General features: G+C 48.9%; 18 protein-coding genes, 1 pseudogene and 1 riboswitch. Of the genes and pseudogenes, 12 read left to right on the top strand and 7 right to left on the bottom strand.

What is annotated here, in order from left to right; all coding sequences use genetic code 11:
* The 5 genes from IEX98_RS29215 to IEX98_RS17340 all read left to right on the top strand — a co-directional run.
* A partial coding sequence (locus tag IEX98_RS29215; protein ID WP_268237834.1) for a helix-hairpin-helix domain-containing protein occupies positions 1–480 on the top strand: 480 nt, incomplete at its 5' end.
* A 111-nt stretch (positions 481–591) separates the two neighbouring features.
* Complete coding sequence (locus IEX98_RS17355; RefSeq protein ID WP_188890473.1) at positions 592–975, top strand: VOC family protein; 384 nt, start codon at positions 592–594, stop codon at positions 973–975.
* 36 nt (positions 976–1011) lie between these two features.
* Complete coding sequence (locus IEX98_RS17350) at positions 1012–2223, top strand: copper amine oxidase N-terminal domain-containing protein (protein ID WP_188890472.1); 1212 nt, start codon at positions 1012–1014, stop codon at positions 2221–2223.
* 172 nt (positions 2224–2395) lie between these two features.
* Positions 2396–2731 (top strand): PadR family transcriptional regulator, encoded by a 336-nt coding sequence (locus IEX98_RS17345; protein ID WP_188890471.1) that lies wholly within the window; start codon positions 2396–2398, stop codon positions 2729–2731.
* Between the two features lie 5 nt (positions 2732–2736).
* Positions 2737–3276: a DUF2812 domain-containing protein gene (locus tag IEX98_RS17340; protein WP_188890470.1), complete on the top strand. Its 540-nt coding sequence runs from the start codon at positions 2737–2739 to the stop codon at positions 3274–3276.
* A gap of 58 nt (positions 3277–3334) precedes the next feature.
* Here the strand turns inward: IEX98_RS17340 and IEX98_RS17335 are convergent, their stop codons facing one another.
* Positions 3335–4954, bottom strand: coding sequence for a CPBP family intramembrane glutamic endopeptidase (locus IEX98_RS17335; protein ID WP_188890469.1), 1620 nt, complete (start codon positions 4952–4954; stop codon positions 3335–3337).
* 290 nt (positions 4955–5244) lie between these two features.
* A riboswitch (cyclic di-AMP (ydaO/yuaA leader) is annotated at positions 5245–5415 on the top strand.
* A 66-nt stretch (positions 5416–5481) separates the two neighbouring features.
* On the opposite strand from IEX98_RS17335, the gene IEX98_RS17330 reads away from it, so the two are divergent.
* Both IEX98_RS17330 and IEX98_RS17325 read left to right on the top strand, forming a co-directional pair.
* Positions 5482–6822: a TrkH family potassium uptake protein gene (locus IEX98_RS17330; protein WP_188890468.1), complete on the top strand. Its 1341-nt coding sequence runs from the start codon at positions 5482–5484 to the stop codon at positions 6820–6822.
* A gap of 20 nt (positions 6823–6842) precedes the next feature.
* Entirely contained in the window at positions 6843–7508 is a 666-nt protein-coding gene (locus IEX98_RS17325) for a potassium channel family protein (RefSeq protein ID WP_188890467.1), read from the top strand.
* 57 nt (positions 7509–7565) lie between these two features.
* Here IEX98_RS17325 and IEX98_RS17320 read toward each other — a convergent pair whose 3' ends face one another.
* The gene (locus tag IEX98_RS17320; protein WP_188890466.1) at positions 7566–8450 is read right to left on the bottom strand and encodes a LysR family transcriptional regulator; all 885 of its coding nucleotides are present in this window, start codon (positions 8448–8450) and stop codon (positions 7566–7568) included.
* Between the two features lie 228 nt (positions 8451–8678).
* Here IEX98_RS17320 and IEX98_RS17315 point away from each other — a divergent pair, with 228 nt between their 5' ends.
* From IEX98_RS17315 to sdhB, 3 genes are read left to right on the top strand one after another with little or no spacing between them, the layout of a single operon-like run.
* Positions 8679–9350 (top strand): succinate dehydrogenase cytochrome b558 subunit, encoded by a 672-nt coding sequence (locus IEX98_RS17315; protein WP_042165266.1) that lies wholly within the window; start codon positions 8679–8681, stop codon positions 9348–9350.
* A 24-nt stretch (positions 9351–9374) separates the two neighbouring features.
* The gene (sdhA, locus tag IEX98_RS17310) at positions 9375–11123 is read left to right on the top strand and encodes a succinate dehydrogenase flavoprotein subunit (protein ID WP_188890465.1); all 1749 of its coding nucleotides are present in this window, start codon (positions 9375–9377) and stop codon (positions 11121–11123) included.
* Between the two features lie 25 nt (positions 11124–11148).
* Entirely contained in the window at positions 11149–11916 is a 768-nt protein-coding gene (gene sdhB / locus IEX98_RS17305; RefSeq protein ID WP_188890464.1) for a succinate dehydrogenase iron-sulfur subunit, read from the top strand.
* Positions 11917–13085: 1169 nt separating this feature from the next.
* Here sdhB and IEX98_RS17300 read toward each other — a convergent pair.
* Positions 13086–13394 carry a winged helix-turn-helix transcriptional regulator gene (locus IEX98_RS17300; protein ID WP_308421803.1) on the bottom strand — a complete coding sequence of 103 codons (309 nt, stop codon included), beginning with the start codon at positions 13392–13394 and terminating at the stop codon, positions 13086–13088.
* Positions 13395–13573: 179 nt separating this feature from the next.
* On the opposite strand from IEX98_RS17300, the gene IEX98_RS17295 reads away from it, so the two are divergent.
* Positions 13574–13972 carry a DoxX family protein gene (locus IEX98_RS17295; RefSeq protein ID WP_188890463.1) on the top strand — a complete coding sequence of 133 codons (399 nt, stop codon included), beginning with the start codon at positions 13574–13576 and terminating at the stop codon, positions 13970–13972.
* 102 nt (positions 13973–14074) lie between these two features.
* Here the strand turns inward: IEX98_RS17295 and IEX98_RS17290 are convergent, their stop codons facing one another.
* The 4 genes and pseudogenes from IEX98_RS17290 to IEX98_RS17280 all read right to left on the bottom strand — a co-directional run bounded on the left by IEX98_RS17290 (position 14075) and on the right by IEX98_RS17280 (position 16941).
* Positions 14075–14527: an EamA family transporter gene (locus IEX98_RS17290; protein WP_445376014.1), complete on the bottom strand. Its 453-nt coding sequence runs from the start codon at positions 14525–14527 to the stop codon at positions 14075–14077.
* Between the two features lie 3 nt (positions 14528–14530).
* A pseudogene (locus IEX98_RS29625) lies at positions 14531–14923 on the bottom strand (EamA family transporter); the annotation flags it as partial.
* Between the two features lie 233 nt (positions 14924–15156).
* Positions 15157–15966 carry a histidinol-phosphatase gene (locus IEX98_RS17285; RefSeq protein ID WP_188890462.1) on the bottom strand — a complete coding sequence of 270 codons (810 nt, stop codon included), beginning with the start codon at positions 15964–15966 and terminating at the stop codon, positions 15157–15159.
* Positions 15967–16038: 72 nt separating this feature from the next.
* Entirely contained in the window at positions 16039–16941 is a 903-nt protein-coding gene (locus IEX98_RS17280; protein WP_188890461.1) for a LysR family transcriptional regulator, read from the bottom strand.
* Positions 16942–17121: 180 nt separating this feature from the next.
* On the opposite strand from IEX98_RS17280, the gene cysK reads away from it, so the two are divergent.
* Positions 17122–18057 (top strand): cysteine synthase A, encoded by a 936-nt coding sequence (cysK, locus tag IEX98_RS17275; protein ID WP_188890460.1) that lies wholly within the window; start codon positions 17122–17124, stop codon positions 18055–18057.
* Positions 18058–18083 lie beyond the last annotated feature (26 nt).

Here is an 18083-nt window from a genome sequence, read left to right as displayed (position 1 = left end):
TACGAGCGCGTGCTGAAGGATCAGCTGGCTGCTCCTGACCTTATCGTCGTCGACGGCGGCAGAGGGCAAATATCGGCCGCTGTGGACGTGCTGCAGAATGAGCTGGGGCTTTATATTCCGGTCTGCGGTCTCGTGAAGGATGCGAAGCATAAGACTGCCCAACTGATGACCGGCGATCCGCCTGAGGTCGTGCCGCTTCCGCGCGACAGCCAGGAGTTTTACTTGCTGCAGCGCATCCAAGACGAGGTTCACCGCTTCGCGATCTCCTTCCACCGCGAGCAGCGCGGTAAATCGATGATCGCTTCACAGCTTGATGCCATCCCGGGTATCGGGGAAAAGCGCCGGAAGCTGCTGCTGAAGCATTTTGGCTCGATCAAAAAAATCAAAGAGGCCTCGGTAGAAGATTTCCGGCCTCTGTCTATTGGAGATAAGCTTGCCGCACAAATTATTGCCGCATTAAACGAAGAGCCGACGTCATGATGACGCCGGCTTCTTTTTTTCTCGCCCATACCATTTTTTCGTTGTACGAGCAGTATCTGGTTGCTATAATCGATCCATTGAAATCAATTCCATTATATGGAGGGTGATCTTATGAAAATCGCACATATCCGTTTGTTCGTGCCGAATGTTAAGGAATGCTTTTTGTTTTACCGGGATCTGATGGGACTAGAAGTGCTCCACGGAAATGAAGATACGCCGTATGCCGAGTTTCAAACAGGAGACATTCACCTTGCTTTAGAGCCATTACTGGTTAGCGAGCCTAGCGAAATAGTCAGCAGGACGCAGCCCTTCAGCGCGAATGAGCGGCTTGCGATCATTGTCAGCGTAGATGACGTAGATGTGGCTTTTGAGCAGCTAAGGAGCAATGACATCACCTTTATAAAGGAACCGCATGATACACCCGAATGGGGGCACCGCGTCGCTTATTTACGTGATCCGGCCGGCAACCTCATTGAGATTAACGGCGGTATTTAAAAAAACAAAACCATAGAACAGAACAGGAAGTGTCCAATGTCTAGAAGGTTTATCGCGTGGCTGCTTGTCATTTGCTTAATGACAGCGGCTGCGCCGATTCATGTGAATGCAGCGGTGGCAAAACCGATTCAACTGTATGTAAATAACAAGAAGCTGACAGAGATAGAACCAGTTATTAAATCCGGTTCGATGTACGTCCCGTTCCGCAAACTTTTAAATGCATTAGGCTATAAGGTTACTTATGACCGCACGACTAAGATGGTCAAAGGTATTGTGAACGGCGCTGAGCTTATCGTCTGGGCAGGTGAGGATATCGTTGAGTACGATGGCAGAGAGTATTATGACCGTGCTCCAGTTATTGAATTCAACAATGAAACCTATATCCCCATTCGTTTGATTGCTTATTTGATGAAGTATTCGGTGAATTACGAACAGCGGAAGCAAACGGTTCACATGCTGGAATACGGCTATGGCCAGGATAAGCCTATACTGGAATTAGTCACGAAGTTTTATCACAATCAAAGTCTTAAACTAATGGCCTCTGACAATCTGGAAGCGGGTTACGCCAGAGATTATGAATCACCGGTTAGCGAAATTCCTGTCAGAGATTTTAAAGTAACGATAGATCATATGGAGTTCACAGCTTCTAACGAAGCTAAGCTTTGGGTTAACTATATTGATAATACGGAATTTTTGGAACAACGAACGGAAATGGTTTATAAGCTTCGCAAAGAATACGGGCAATGGAAAGTTTCTTATTCAAACTACATCTTTCTTAGTATGGATCTGCCGAAGGATATAAATGAGACTGCGGAACAAATACGAGGGGCGCGGAATAAGGAGCAAAACGCTGTTTTAGCCGACTTGCGAACTTATTATAAGGCTTATAACGAGGAGAATTTTGAACTTACACTCCAATATACATCACCGTCATTCATTAAGCGTTGGAATAAGAATATGCCAACTTCTGATTATTGGTGGGATATCGTTTTGAAAACCAACTTTGAGCTTGCCGAATCGAGATATAAGCTTTCTAAGGAGCGGGTTGTTTTTCTTGGGGAGAAGGAAGCGGCAGTTCACGCAACGCTGGAATGGAGCGATGCCACGGAAGACGTAGCGGAAGGCGAATATATATTTGAGGCTATGATTTATATGGAATATGCGAACGGCCATTGGAATTATGACGAAGAATTCAGTATTGATGATGACTATGATGAAAGGGAAGCGTATAAAGAGTTTTTTCAATAGAGCTTCTCACAAACAAAATATCGCCAAAAGCAAGCCGAGCGAGCACAGGAAACGTTCCTGTTGTTCGCTCGGCTTTTCTTATTCCCGATTTCATCTTTACAGTTATATCGTTTAATGATACAATTCATTTAACGATATATCATTAAACGATATATGAAAGGAAATTATTATTATGCCAAGAAATGATACTTTGGAGATGGGCGAGCTGACGGATACCGCTTTTTATATTCTTTTATCCGTCGTAGAACCCAAGCATGGCTACCTGATTATGCAGTGGATTGAAACCACGACGGCGCATCGGCTTACGATTGGCCCAGCATCGCTTTATACGACGATTAAGAAACTGCTGGCGGCAGGTTTTATTGAATTGGTTGCCGATGGGGATGAGAAACGAAAAACGTATGGCACAACAGCAGCGGGTATTGAGCTATTGAGGCAGGATACCGAGCGCAGGAGAGCAATGGTTCGGCATGCCGACCAAATACTTGGGGTGAAAGGCGAGGTGTAGCGGGGATGAAACAGACGAAGTATGTGACGAGTGGAGGACTTGCGTTTACGGAAAAAAGGGATATGCGCAAATTAAGCAAGTACGCGCGGAAGGGCTGGCTTCTGGACAGTTTTGCTCCATTTGGGTATAAGCTTAGAAAAGCTGAACCGCAAAACTATGCGTATGAGGTTGATTTTCAAGTCAGCCCCGATGAGGACTACTTTGCTATTTTTGCAGAGGCAGGCTGGGCACATATTTGCTCCGCAGGGAACGGCTTTCATGTGTTTCAGGCGCCGGCGGGCACGAAGCCGATCTATACAGACAAAGCGACATTAGTTGAGAAATACGAGCGGGAAAAGAAAATGATGGGCAGAGCCGCCCTGCCTTTGCTGCTTGTTACTCTCGTCCTTGCATTAGTAAAAGCAGCGGGTATATACGGCGTTCTTCCCGCTCTTGCCGGCAATATCGGATTCTGGCTGGCAATTGTTTCGCTAATTGTACTGATCTTCCCGGGGATGCCTTATATCGCTTATCATTTCAAATTAATCAAATACAGAAAGCAGTAGCTGCACAAAAAAGAACCATTCCCGCTGCGGGAATGGTTCTTTTTCATCTGATCAGGCTCTAAGTGAGCGGTATATCCGGCTGCGGCCGGAATCTCTTACGATGCCAGTAGCGGATGCCTCCTGCAATGATGACCGGCAATACGACATAAATGATGGCCGCGGTCACATTGATGGCTTCACCTGTAGCCACGAGAGACAGGCTCATAAGCAGCGTATCCAGTATCGCATGCGTGAATACTGCCGTAATGAAACCGAATCGCATGAAGATGAAGCAGAACAAAAGGCCGAGAATGACCAGCTCGATTACTCGAGTGTAGAACGGGAAAATCGGATAGCCGACATGCCCCAGCGCCCACATGACCGTTGGGATAAGCGAGGCGATAAACGTGTTTTTGAACCAGCGCTTGAATATCGCGATGCCAAACAGCCGGTAAATCGCTTCCTCGGAAATAGCGGCGCACCATGCCAGTGTAGGCAGCAGCCACAGCGTGCCTATATTGTAAGGCGAGGTTGTCGCGTCTGTCGTCGACCAAGAGCCGATCCCTTTTTCGAGAACGATGAAAATGATCGATTGCAATCCCAGAAGGATGAGTGCCAGCAAATAGGACAACCCGACACTGCGCCATACATGATCGCCGTAGCCCTTTTCCCGGAATCCCGGCCATAACGGGCGTTTGTTGGAGCGCCACATGCCGTCGCCGGCGACGAGCGAGAAGTAGACGGCTAGCGCTACAGGAACGAGCATGACGACGGTAATGATCTGCATCACGAGTTTCCCCTGATCCGTCATAATTTCCTCGCCGGACTGCGCCATAATGCCATCCATCATATCCAGGTTGCTGTAAATATAGAAGATCGTAAATAATGCACTGATGAACAGTCCGCGTTTGAACGTCGTATGACGGCGGTAGAGCACGGCGTAAATGATCGCCAGCACGAGCGTCATCAACGCCATGTAAAGCAAGCTGACAACCGATAAGACGTTAGCTATGCCCTTCTGCTTATCGATATTGGATACGTAGTCTGCAGGAGGTGTAAAGACAGCCTTATACCGGTTAATGACCGGCTTTCCGTCAGGTCCGCTTGCGACTCCGACTGTAAGCATTAGATTGGCCTCGCCGAGCTTGTACCCTTTCGGATAAAACACGACTTCTCCTCTAGGAGACGTGATCGTTTCCGTCAGCTCTTCTTGGCGGAAACCCGCGTCCAAGGCCGCTTGCGTAGCTTTTTGGACAAGAGACTGTTCTTCGGGGAATGGCACGCCGCCCTTCCAGTTCCAGCCGACAACTTTGCCCGTCGTCATATGTACATATACAAATGCGTTGGTGTCGTCTTTCATTTTCAATTGAACCCGAAACGTATCGTAAGGAAAATCGTTGCCATACGCTTTGTCAAATTTGGAAGTTAATTTCTGCTTGGAGAAATAACCTGCCGCTAGGCTGTCCGTCTGATAAATCGTATGCGCCTCGACCGGCTCCTCGCGGAAGTGTTCCTTCGCGAATTGCAAAGCCTGTTGTTCCGCTTTGCTTTTGCTCGCTTTGACCGATGCGATCGATTCCTCTTCCATGGAGCTGCTGCCTTGTGACGGAAGGATTTGAGCCAGAACGAAAATAACGGCGCCAATAATAGCGGCCCACATAAATCGTTTCCAGTCACCAGGGGCAATAGAATTAACCATAATTCACCTCGTTTTGGTTTCAATATAGCCATAGTACGGCTGAAAACAGATAAAGTAACAATACCATAGGACTCCCTATTTTATCCAATGCCAATTCAGCGAAAAAAGAACATGTAAAATATTGAACTTCGATCAGCAGCCTGTAAAAGGGAGAAATAACGAGCGGCGAGAAGCCCGGCATATGCCAGAGCTGCCCATTGGCTGAATTTGAATGAATTGAGCTTATTTTATGCACATTGCTTGTTTTGTATTGCAGTTGAAATAGGCTTATAATCGGTATCATTGTTAATTGAATAGAACAGCCGAATTTCCGCAAGAAAACGGGGGAACCATATCGTTGCCGGAACGTATTCCGTCAGCATGGGGTGAATTTCGGTGAAGCAGTCATACTTCACTGAATAGGGCCGCCTTTCCAGGCCCGAATCCGTCAGCTAACCTCGCAGGCTGTATGGAACAGGACTCATCGCAGCAGCATTGGGTTTCCGGTGCTTTTTTTTATGCTCAAAAACGGGTAAGGGATGCGTGTCATGTTGAAGTTTATCGATTTTCGCAAATGGTCACCGCCGCGCATACTCGTATCCGGCTTTGCGGCTATTATCTTGATTGGCGCTATATTGCTCAGCATGCCGTTTGCTTCGGCTGACGGAACACGGCTAAGATTTCTTGATGCCTTATTTACAGCAACGTCTGCAACCTGCGTAACGGGACTCGCGGTTGTCGATACCGGCACCTATTTCTCTACAGCAGGGCAGCTTATCATATTGCTATTAATTCAAGTCGGCGGCCTCGGCTTCATGACGATGGGGACGCTGTTTGCCCTTGTGCTTCGCAAACGTATTTCGCTCAAGGAGCGGCTCGTTCTTCAGGAAGCGATGAATCAATCGAGCATGGAGGGCATTGTTAGGCTGATCCGAAAAGTGTTTATTTACTCCTTATCGATAGAAGTGGTTGGAGCGCTCTTGTTCACCATTCGTTTCTCCTTCGATATGCCGCTCGGTAAAGCGGCGTACTTTGGCCTTTTTCATGCCGTATCCTTTTTCAATAACGCAGGGTTCGATATTTTCGGCCATTTCCGGGGATTGACTGCTTATGTTGGCGATCCGCTGGTCAATATCACATCGATGCTGCTGATTGTGCTTGGCGGCCTCGGCTTTATCGTCATATCCGACCTGCTTGAAATAAAGAAAAACAAACGGCTGTCGCTGCAGAGCAAAGTCGTGCTTTCCATGACAGGAACGTTGATCGTTGTAGGCGCGATTGTTATTTTCATCTTTGAGTTCTCGAATGCGAAAACGCTGGGCTCTCTGAATTGGGGTGAAAAGATATTAGCGGCTTTCTTCCAATCGATTACGCCGAGGACGGCAGGCACGAATACGCTTGATTACACCTCTTTGCATCAGGCAACCTTGTTCTTCACGGTCATTCTTATGTTCATCGGCGCTTCGCCTGGCTCTACAGGCGGTGGGATCAAGACGACCACCTTTGCGACGCTGATTGGTGCTGTTGTCGCAATGGGCCGGGGACGCGAGGATATCGTCATGTTCCGTTACCGGCTCGGGAAAGACCGGATATTCAAGGCGCTGACGATTACGATGCTGTCTCTGGCGCTAGTTATTGGCGTTACCATGCTGCTGACGACAACGGAAGACCAGCAGTTTGTAAAAATATTGTTTGAGACGACTTCCGCGTTCGGGACGGTTGGATTAACGGCCGGCTTGACGCCGGAGCTGTCGGATTTCGGCAGAATAGTCATTGCCTTGACGATGTTTGCAGGCAGACTCGGGCCTTTGACACTGGCTTATGCGCTGGGACCAAAAACAGAAAAAGAGCTGTATCGGTATCCCGAAGGTAAAATTACTATTGGTTAGAGAATGGGGATAATTAAGAAATGAAGAACAAGCAGTTTGTCATCGTCGGTCTTGGCAGGTTCGGGTCCAGCTTGGGGAGAGAGCTGATTCAACTAGGCCATGAGGTGCTTGGCATCGACAAGGACGAAGAGGCCGTACAGGAAATGTGCGACGTGCTGACGCATGCGGTGTCCGCAGATTGTACCGATGAAGAGGCGCTTCGCTCGCTGGGCGCACGCAACTTTGACTGTGGCGTCGTCGCAATCGGCGATGATATTCAAGCTAGCATCCTGACAACGATATTATTGAAGGATTTAGGCGTGAAGAAGGTTGTCGCCAAGGCGATGAGCGAGCTTCATGGGCGGGTATTGGAGAAGCTGGGCGTAGACCGGGTCATCTATCCGGAGCGCGATATGGGCATTCGGGTAGCGCATCAGCTCGTATCGCCGAACCTGCTCGACTATATCGAGTTGTCGAAGGAATATACAATTGCCGAGCTTGTCGTTCCAAGGGAGCTGAACGGCAAATCGCTCAGCGAGCTTAATCCGCGGGCCCGGTTCGGCTGCAGCATCGTTGCGATCAACAAGCCTCAGGGCGGTGTTATTATTGCGCCTACGGCGGGAGACGTTCTGAATGAGCGGGATATCATGGTCGTCATCGGGACAAATGATCAGATTGAACAGTTTGAACTATCGGTAATCAGGTGATGATAAGGACAGTGGCGCTGTTGGCCGCTGTCCTTTGCTGCGCTTTGCTTTACATAGTCAGTTAATGGCGGATAATTCTTCGATCCATAGGCGGACGGCGGGATGGAGCCCAGCCGGATCAGCGTGAATGAGACAGGTTGTACGCTTCGTCTGCTCCAGCTCCTGAATAGAGACGACAGACAGCTCATTGTCCTCCAGCAGTTGCTTGCGCAAGTAGGAGTGGGGCAGCAGCGTTGCTGCGCGGCAAGTGTGAAGCAGGCGGAGAATGGCCTCGAAGGAGTCAATCTCCATTCGGACGTCCGGCTGCAAATGATGTTTGGCGAACACCTCGTCGGTTAACATCCGGTACCAGGTGCCTCTTGAGAACAAAATCATCGGCAAGCCGTTCAAGTCATCGATGCCAAGATGAGTTTTGCCCGTGATCGCAATGCTGGTTGGCAGGACAAGCATAAGATGATCGTCGAACAGCGGCACGCAATGCAGCTGCGCGTCTTCGATACGAGAGGCGACGATTGCGATATCGGCTTTATTTTCGCGAACCTGAGTAACGATTTCATGTGTCTTGCCCGTAATCGCCTTAATGTCGAATTCGGGGTGGCTGGCGTTTAGCGCTTTAATGAAATCAGGCAGCGTCGTTTGCAGCGTCGTCAGGCTGGCGCCTATCGTAATGGAAGTGCGGCCTGCGTTCGCATATTCCGATACCGTTTCAAGAAAGCGCTTGTGCGAGTGGCGGAGCTCCAGCGCGTATTCGTAGGTGAGCTGTCCGATCCTTGTCAGCTCCAGCCGTTTGCCGATGCGCCGGAACAATTGCGCGCCCAGATCTTCCTCCAGCTTGGCCAGCTTGCGCGAAAGTGCAGGCTGCGACAGATTCAGCACGGCCGCCGCTTTGTTCATGCTCTTATGCTCGACAATGGCGGCAAACATGTCCAACTCTTCAATCATAGTAGAAAACGCCTCCAAACCGGATGGACGGATAAACGTCCTTATGCGTAATTGTTATTGTAAATTATAAAAAATATGCAATTCCATTATAAGACGAAAAGGAGTAGGATGGAAAGTGTGACTAATCCGTGTCAACTTTTGTTGACGGCTATTCCGACCGGGGGTAAAATGTAGGATGGTTTGTTCAAAGACAGTGAGCATTTTGAGTCTAGAAAGGAGAACTATGAAATGAAAGGAAATTCGTATTATTGGCGCAAGCTGCACTCGCTGCTCGGGGTGATTCCGCTCGGGGGCTTTATTCTAGTGCATGCCTTGACCAACTATCAAGCGTTTGAGCGCGGGCCGGAAGGGTTCGCTAACGGCGTGCATTTCATCAACAGCCTGCCGATTGTGCCGGTGCTTGAGATTTTTGGCATCTACCTTCCGATTTTGTTCCACGGTATTTATGGTTTGTATATGGCTTATCAGTCGAACCTGAATTCGGGTCAATACACGTACAGCCGGAACTGGGCGTTCACCCTGCAGCGTATTACAGGGGTGCTGACGTTCATTTTCGTGTTCTGGCACGTTTACCAGACTCGTTTTCAAGTTTACATCGGCAGCGTAACGCATGAGGAGCTTGGCTCCACGATGCACCAAATTGCAACGAATCCGGCGTTTTTCGTCATGTACGTTGTAGGTGTATTGGCGGCTGTGTTCCATTTCAGCAACGGCCTGTGGGCGTTCCTGATCAGCTGGGGCATTACGATTTCCCCGCGTGCGCAAAAAGTTTCTTCTTATATTTGCATGGTTGTATTTGTACTCGTGTCCGCGCTGTTCATTCTTTCCCTCGTTGCTTTCACGGGCGATGAGTTCAAAGAAACGGCTAGTGCCGCTTTGGCATGGACGAATATCGGATAGTTTGAAGACAAGGAGCGATGCGTTATGGCTAAAAATAAAGTTATCGTCGTAGGCGGAGGCCTTGCTGGTCTTATGGCTACGATTAAAGCAGCGGAAGCGGGCGTACATGTCGATCTGTTCTCGATCGTCCCTGTAAAACGTTCCCACTCCGTTTGTGCGCAAGGCGGCATTAACGGCGCCGTTAATACAAAAGGTGAGGGCGACTCGCCTTGGGAGCACTTTGACGATACGGTATACGGTGGCGACTTCCTTGCCAACCAGCCGCCGGTAAAAGCGATGTGCGAAGCTGCACCTGGCATTATTCACTTGATGGACCGGATGGGCGTTATGTTCAGCCGTACGCCGGAGGGTCTGCTTGACTTCCGCCGCTTCGGCGGCACGCAATACCACCGTACGGCATTTGCTGGCGCGACAACCGGCCAACAGCTGCTGTACGCTTTGGACGAGCAAGTCCGCCGCTGGGAAGCTGCTGGTCTCGTAACGAAATACGAGCACTGGGAATTCCTCGGCGCGGTTATCGATGACGACGGCGTATGCCGCGGCATTTCGGCGCAGGATCTGCGCTCGATGGAAGTACACACATTTGCTGGCGATGCCGTTATTATGGCTTCCGGCGGCCCTGGCATTATTTTCGGCAAAACGACAAACTCGGTTATTAATACGGGTACGGCGGCAAGCGCGATTTATCAGCAAGGCGTTCACTATGCGAATGGCGAGTTTATTCAAATTCACCCGACAGCGATTCCAGGCGATGATAAAAACCGCTTGATGTCCGAATCGGCCCGCGGCGAAGGCGGACGCGTATGGACTTACAAAGACGGCAAGCCTTGGTACTTCCTGGAGGAAAAATATCCGGCTTACGGCAACCTGGTTCCGCGTGATATCGCAACTCGGGAAATCTTCAGCGTCTGCGTCGATGAGAAGCTTGGCATCAACGGCGAGAACATGGTTTACCTCGATCTGTCGCATAAAGATCCGAAGGAGCTGGACGTGAAGCTCGGCGGCATTATCGAAATTTACGAGAAGTTCACGGGCGATGACCCGCGGAAGCTTCCGATGAAAATCTTCCCTGCCGTTCACTATTCGATGGGCGGACTGTGGGTAGACTACAATCAAATGACGAATATTCCAGGGCTGTTCGCAGCTGGCGAATGCGATTATCAATACCACGGTGCGAACCGTCTGGGCGCCAACTCCTTGCTCTCCGCGATCTACGGCGGCATGGTTTCGGGTCCAAAAGCGGTTGAGTACATCAAAGGGCTTAAAAAATCGGCTGACGACGTTTCCTCCTCCGTATTCGATCGCGAGAAAAAACGTCAAGTTGACAAAATCAGCATGATTCGCGGCCTGGATGGCAACGAGAACGCATATGTCATTCAGAAAGAGCTTGGCGAATGGATGACAAACAATATGACGGTTGTCCGGTTCAACGATAAGCTTGAAGCGACAATCGGCAAAATTAAAGAACTGAAACAGCGTTATACGAAAATCAATATTAACGACGTTGCGCAATGGAACAACTCCAGCCTGTCGTTCACACGTCAATTGTGGAACATGCTTGAGCTGGCTGAAGCGATGACGCTTGGCGCGTTGCTCCGCAACGAAAGCCGCGGCGCGCACTACAAACCGGAGTTCCCGAATCGTAATGACGAAGAGTTCATGAAAACGACGAAAGCGACTTGGACACCGGAAGGCCCGCAAATCTCTTATGAAGACGTTGACGTTTCGCTGATTGCGCCGCGTAAACGCGATTATACATCGAACAAACACTAAGCTGGTAAGAAAGGAGAAATCGACAATGGCAGAAGCAACAGCAACAGCTACAAAAACAATTAAGTTCATCATTACCCGTCAAGATACGCCGGATTCTGCTCCATACAAAGAAGAATTCGAAATTCCTTATCGTGCGAATATGAACGTAATCAGCGGTTTGATGGAAATTCAGCGTAACCCGACAACGGCAGAAGGCAAAGGCACTGCCCCGGTATGCTGGGAATCGAACTGTCTAGAGGAAGTTTGCGGCGCCTGCTCGATGGTAATCAACGGCAAACCGCGTCAAGCGTGCAGCGCGCTGATTGACCAACTGGAGCAGCCGGTTCGCCTTGAGCCAATGCGCACATTCCCGGTTGTTCGCGACCTTGTCATTAACCGTGAACGTATGTTTAACGCGCTCAAACGCGTTAAAGCATGGATTCCGATCGACGGTACTTATGATCTTGGTCCTGGACCGCGCCTGGCAGAATCGAAGCGTCAATGGGCTTACGAGCTGTCGAAATGTATGACTTGCGGCGTCTGCATGGAAGCTTGTCCGAACGTCAATGACCGCAACAGCTTCATCGGTCCGCAAGCGATCTCCCAAGTTCGTCTGTTCAACGTTCACCCAACGGGCGAAATGAACAAAGAAGAGCGTTTGGATGCGTTGATGGAAGACGGCGGTATCGAAGGCTGCGGCAACTCGCAAAACTGCGTGCGCTCGTGCCCGAAAGGCATTCCGCTTACAACGTCGATCGCTGCAATCAACAAAGATACGACGAAGCATTTGTTCAAAAAATGGCTTGGCATGTAGTAGAGCCAAGTTAGCTAGCGATAAAAGAAGAAGCCCTCCGCTTGTATTTAAGCGGAGGGCTTTTTGCTGTGGGCGGGCATGCAGCTGCAACTGTGCGAGCTTCGCTGCGCGTTTTGGTCCATGCTGCCGTTCTTGATTCCAATCAATTATCGCTGCACGATGACAATTGGATAGAATCCGCAAAAAGTTCGCCTGAACTCAAAACGCTCCGCTACCTTAGTTATGCAGGTAGGGCTTCGCTGCGCGTTTTGGTTCATACGGCCGTTCTTGACTCCAATCATTCATCGCTGCCCGATGACAATTGGATAGAATCCGCAAAAAGTCCGCCTGAACTCAAAACGCTCCGCTTAGCTTAGTTGTGCCAAACCGTTCAAGAGTAACATCTACAGAGCCATGAACACAGGGCAAAGCATGCAACAAACGCCATCAACACTTTCACTAAAGATACGGCTATTTACAGGTTTGCACATCAAGTGCACTTCGTCTTTCAACCTCTGCTTAACGCTTAACCATCTGCCATTGACCCCATTGAGCGAGAAGCTTGACTCTCCACTTGAACAACAACGAACCTGCTTCGCTATTTAGCGAAGACCGGTGCGCAGATTTTACTCAAAACATGCCGATTTGGGCAGCTCTCCAGCATTAGCGAAGAGATTTTCGTTACTCGCGAAGCTGCGTTCTCCAAAAACGAAGTTTAGTTCGCTGTAGCTGCCGCCGCCAGCCTTCTACTCTTGTGGAGCGAACTTTGGTTCACTATTTAGCGAATCAGGTTCGCTGTATTGCTCATCTAACTAATCAAAATGTAAAAGTGCAGGTTGATCAGCGCAATATCGGCGATTTACCGCATCAAAATGTAAAAGTGCAGGCAGATCAGCGAAAAAAGCATTAATAGGGTGGAATGGAGGGGTTCAAAATGTATTTTTGCATTTTGAGCGCTCTGTTGGGGTGCTTTGAGGCTAAGTAAAATGTACTTTTACATTTTGTTGCTCAAGCAAGCCGGCTTGAATGCATGCATAAAGGAGGGTTTGCTTCAGAACAGTTCAGGAACCAGAGTATTGCAGAAGCCTGAACAACTCAGGCATCGTCAACGGCTTGTGGGGACAGTCAGCAAACAGTTACAGCCATCAATTATTCTCTCATGCAAAAAAGCCGCTTGCGCGGCTTTTACGTTACATCCAATTTTCTCCCCATGCTTGAATCGATTCGATGACCGGCTGAAGATTATGTCCTTTTTCAGTCAATTCATATTCAATCCGAACGGGCATTTCCGGAAAAACGGTCCGTTTGACAATGCCTTGCGACTCGAGCTCTTTCATGCGATCGGTCAGCATTTTATCGCTCATATCGGCAATTTGTCCTTTAATATCTTTGAACCTCTTCGGTCCGCCAAGAAGCACCCGAATAATAAGGCCCGTCCATTTCTTGCCTAATACATCTACTGCAGCCTCATACTTTGGGCACATTGTCGTATAATCCAACGCGATCACCCCGCTTTCTGTATACCTATTGTAGCATATGTACTTAGGAAAAGTAAGTTGAATTCCTTTTAAAACAAATTTAAATATTTATTCTATATATACTTGACTAAAGTAAGTAACTTAATATATTATTAGCTCATCGAAAACAAACAAAACAAATACGAAGGGTGCGATTTTCAATGTTGGATACGGGGTTATTAATTATTCGGGTTGTCATTGGTCTTTTGATGGTCGGTCATGCAACACAAAAGCTATTTGGCTGGTTTGGCGGATACGGACTTAAAGGAACAGGGGGCTGGCTGGAATCGATAGGCATGAAGCCGGGAGTACCGATGGCGCTTGCCGCTGGTCTTATCGAATTGGGCGGAGGCTTATTGTTCGCAGCAGGTTTCGTAACGTGGCTTGGAGCAGCGCTTATTATCATTACCATGCTCATTGCAATTGTTAAAGTTCACGGTGCTAACGGCCTTTGGGTGACGCAGAACGGCTACGAATACAATTTAGTATTGCTTGCCGTCGCACTGGGTGTGGCGTTCACGGGTGCCGGCGCTTATTCGATTGACGCTTTGCTCTCTTAATTAATTAATCATGAAAAACAGCCTCCGCAGATGAACCTTAGCTCTCACACAGAGCAACGTTCATCGGAGCCAGTACTGGCTCTGGAGGCTGTCTTCTTATGTTTAGATGCGAATAATGGCCAGTCCAGCAATCATGCAGGCGAAGGCAGCCCACTGTACGGCATTTAACCTTTCCTTGTATACAATAATGGCACCTAACGCAACGACTAAGCTATTGGTGGCAAAGATGGGTGCCGCCAGATTAGCAGGTCCTGTAGCTAACGCGATAGCGTACAATTGCAGACCGCCATAAGAGAATAGGCCGGCTAGCAGCCCGAGCTTCATCCCGGTTGCTGCAGCTAGTCTGTCAGTGCGAGAGTGAAGCAGCGGGCGAATAAACCAGAGCAGCGACAAGGCGTATCCGATAAAAAGAACCGGAGCGCTTGGCAGTCCAAGCTCTTCTGTTATTTTTAGTCCGCCGTTGCGAAAGGCGAACAGGATAACCGCGACACCCACGAGAATGAACCAGCGTTTCTCGATTGTTGAACGTGAGTTATTTTTCCTATAGGAAATCATCGCTACCGCCAGCAAGAGCAGAACAATGCCAATTGCTTCATTCCAATGAATTCGCTCTCCGTAAGCGAATGTTCCCAAGGCTACGACCAGTACAATGTTCAAATTGGTTAATGGGGAGGTCAAGCTGGCGGGGCCACACTCCAGCGCTTTCATAAATACGGCGTTGCCGATCGCTGAGCCGGCTCCAATGATGATGCCCGCGATCCAAATCCGATAATCGGCGAGCAGACTAAGTGTCCCTTCCATAGCGGCATGGATACCAAAGCCCGCCGTTCCAGATATATAAAGGCCTAGCAGCAGAATGTTGGCATTTCCGCCGCGCATTTGGCTTACTTTCATCCACCAGCCAGCCAAGCCGAAGAGCAAGGCACTGCCGATGGCAATTGCCAGCCACATCATCGTCAATCAACCCCCGAAGTCATATAAGATCAAAATTTGTTACACAAATGAAATAGTTCTGTTACGGTGTGTACATATTAATGGGCTATTATAATAAACAAGACCCCCTTTTAATATATCCTTTAGGACCTGCGATCGCGCGGGTCCACTTTTTTTGTCCGGAATCGAATAAAAAGGGCCTGCTGTTCCCGGTAATCGGGTCTGCAGAGCCCTCAAATGTACAATAATGCTTAGAGCGGAACGATGATTTTTTGTTTTCTCCGGTAAAAGACCCACTGTTTAAAGCCGATCTCCTTCAAACGCTTCTGTACGAGCTCCCATTCATCGCCGACCCGGCCAGGAATATGTGCATCGGATCCAAACGTTACATTCACTCCAAAATGAAGTGCTCGTTCCAAAATTTCATCCGAAGGATACCAGCCGCCAACATCTTTGGTGCTGCCGGAAGTGTTAATTTCAATGGAGACATCCTCGCCTGCAATGACCCGCAGCGTCTCGTCGATGTCTTCATGGGCAGGAATTTCGGAAAATTGCGGATAGTAGCCTTTCATCGCGTCAATATGGCCCAACACTTGGAACAGTCCAGTGCGTGCAGATTGGCGTATCAGATCATAATACAGCTGTTTTTCCTCGACATGACGTTTCTCCGATAGACCTTTCCAACGATTACGGTTGAAAATGCTTACTCCGCTAACTTGATGAACGGAGCCGATAATGTAATCAAACGGAATTTCCGCGTATGCCTTGCGGTAAATATCGATATACTCCGGGAAGAAGTCCGACTCCATGCCTAGCAGCACCTCAATACGGTCTTGGTACTGTACCTTCAACCGTTGAACTTCTTCAATATAGCTGGCAAATTCGCTGCGCGCCATCGCAATGCCGGGAAACGGCTGGTCTTGTTCGTGAGCGAAAAAAGGCGAGTGATCAGAAATGCCGATTACTTGCAGTCCTGCGTCAATGGCAGCTGTCACATAGTCTTCAATCGTTCCGACCGCATGGCCGCAACGTTCATTATGCGTGTGTAAGTCAAATTTCATGTCGTGGAACCTCCTCCGGCAATGGCGGGTAATGGGATAGGAAAGCCATACTCTGCGTAATCGTTAAAAGCATTATTCGCTGCTGATAAATTGATGCTCCGGCATCCCCTTCAAATCGCTTAAAAACTGCTGCATCGCTGTATTTAAATATTTGCCGGATTTATAGACGACACCTACCGGATGGGTAATCTCGAGTTCAGTTACCTTAATCATGCGGAGAGAGCCCCGCTTTAATTCATTGGCAATCGAAAGCTTGGATACGACGGCTGCGCCAAGATTGATCTCAACCATTCGTTTTATTTCTTCACTGCTCGACAGTTCCATGACGATGTTCGGCTGTATGTTGTACTTGCGGAAGATTCGATCCAAAAACCGGCGCCCTAGCGTATCTGGAGCCAGCATAATAAACGGAATATCTTTGAGCGTTTCAAACTTCGTATGTGTGAGATGGCTCAAGGGATGTGCAGGCGATACGACCAGTTCGAAGGTATCGAAGTAAAGGGTGGAAGAATCAACATGCGGCGGTTTATCCGTCAAGTATGTAATGCCGATATCGACGCTGCCGTTCTCGACGCTAGTCATTACCTGTGAAGAGGGCATGGTATGAATCGTTGTTTTAATAAGCGGAAATTGGTTTTGGAAATAAGACAGTACCCTGGGCAAAAGCTGAATGGCAATCGAAGAGGTCGTTCCGATTAGTATATGCCCTTGCGGGGTAGAGCTTAGATCTGACAGCTTTTGTTTCAGTTCCTCTACAATCGATAGAATGCGTTCCGCATGTTCGAGGAATACTTGTCCATGATCTGTTAATGTGACGGGCTGGTTGCGATCGATTAGCACCGTTTTGAATTCGTCCTCCATCGTCCGGATCTGTGCGGACACGGCGGGCTGTGTCAGGTTCAGTAATTCTCCTGCCTTGCGGAAGCTCATCGTTTTGGATATCGTGAGGAGCGTCTCAAGCTGGCTGATATTCATCTCAATCCCCCCTTTGGAAGATATGCGCTTTGACATTGATTATATTTATTATAATGGAATTGCCGGCATACAGCAAAAAAATGGCGATTCCATTTGGGTAAGCCGTCCCAAAATGGTATAATGGATGTATACCGATAAAGATTATACGGTTACTAATAGTTGAAAGGTACGGGTGCTACAATGGCGAATATTTATGGTAATTTGACAGAACTAATTGGCAACACACCATTGCTAGAGCTGGCCAATTATACGAAGCGGGAACAGACTGGAGCTTCGATCGTGGCGAAGCTTGAATATTATAATCCTGCCGGCAGCGTGAAGGACCGGATTGGCTTCGCGATGATCAAGGATGCGGAGGAACGCGGCCTTTTGAAGCCGGATTCCGTCATTATCGAACCAACCAGCGGTAATACGGGGATCGGCCTCGCTTTTGCGGCGGCGGCGCTCGGATACCGGCTCATTATCATATTGCCGGAATCGTTTAGTGCGGAGCGGAGAAAGCTGCTCAAGGCGTTAGGCGCCGAGCTTGTGCTCACTCCTGCTTCAGAGGGAATGATGGGCGCGATCAAGAAAGCGGAGGAGCTTGCTGAGGAAATTCCGAATGCATTCATTCCGCAGCAATTCGAAAATCCGGCAAATCCGGCCATTCATAAAAAGACAACAGCGGAAGAAATTTGGAAGGATACGGATGGCGCGGTCGATATTTTTGTCGGCGGTGTAGGCACTGGCGGTACGATTTCTGGTGTTGGCAGCCGGTTGAAGGAGCTCAAGCCATCGGTGCAAATCGTGGCGGTTGAGCCGCACAGTTCCCCAGTATTGTCGGGCGGCACCCGCGGTGTCCACCAGATCCAAGGAATTGGAGCCGGTTTTGTGCCTGGCAACTTCAATGGCGACGTAGTGGATGAGATCATTACCGTGAAGAACGAGGACGCAATTCTGACTGCACGCCGTTTGGCGAAGGAAGAAGGGCTGCTCGTCGGCATTTCCTCTGGCGCAGCAGTTAAAGCAGCTACAGAGCTGGCACAACGTCCTGAGAACAAGGGCAAGATGATCGTTGTTCTGCTCCCTGATACGGGTGAGCGCTACTTGTCGACCAACCTCTTTGAGGAAGACTAGGCTCGCCAGAAGCATGAATAAAAAGA

The sequence above is a fragment of the Paenibacillus radicis (ex Gao et al. 2016) genome, assembly GCF_014641555.1.
GTDB classification, from domain to species: Bacteria; Bacillota; Bacilli; order Paenibacillales; family Paenibacillaceae; genus Pristimantibacillus; species Pristimantibacillus radicis.
Note: the sequence above shows the minus strand (reverse complement) of the source record. Positions and strands in the feature narration are given on the sequence as shown.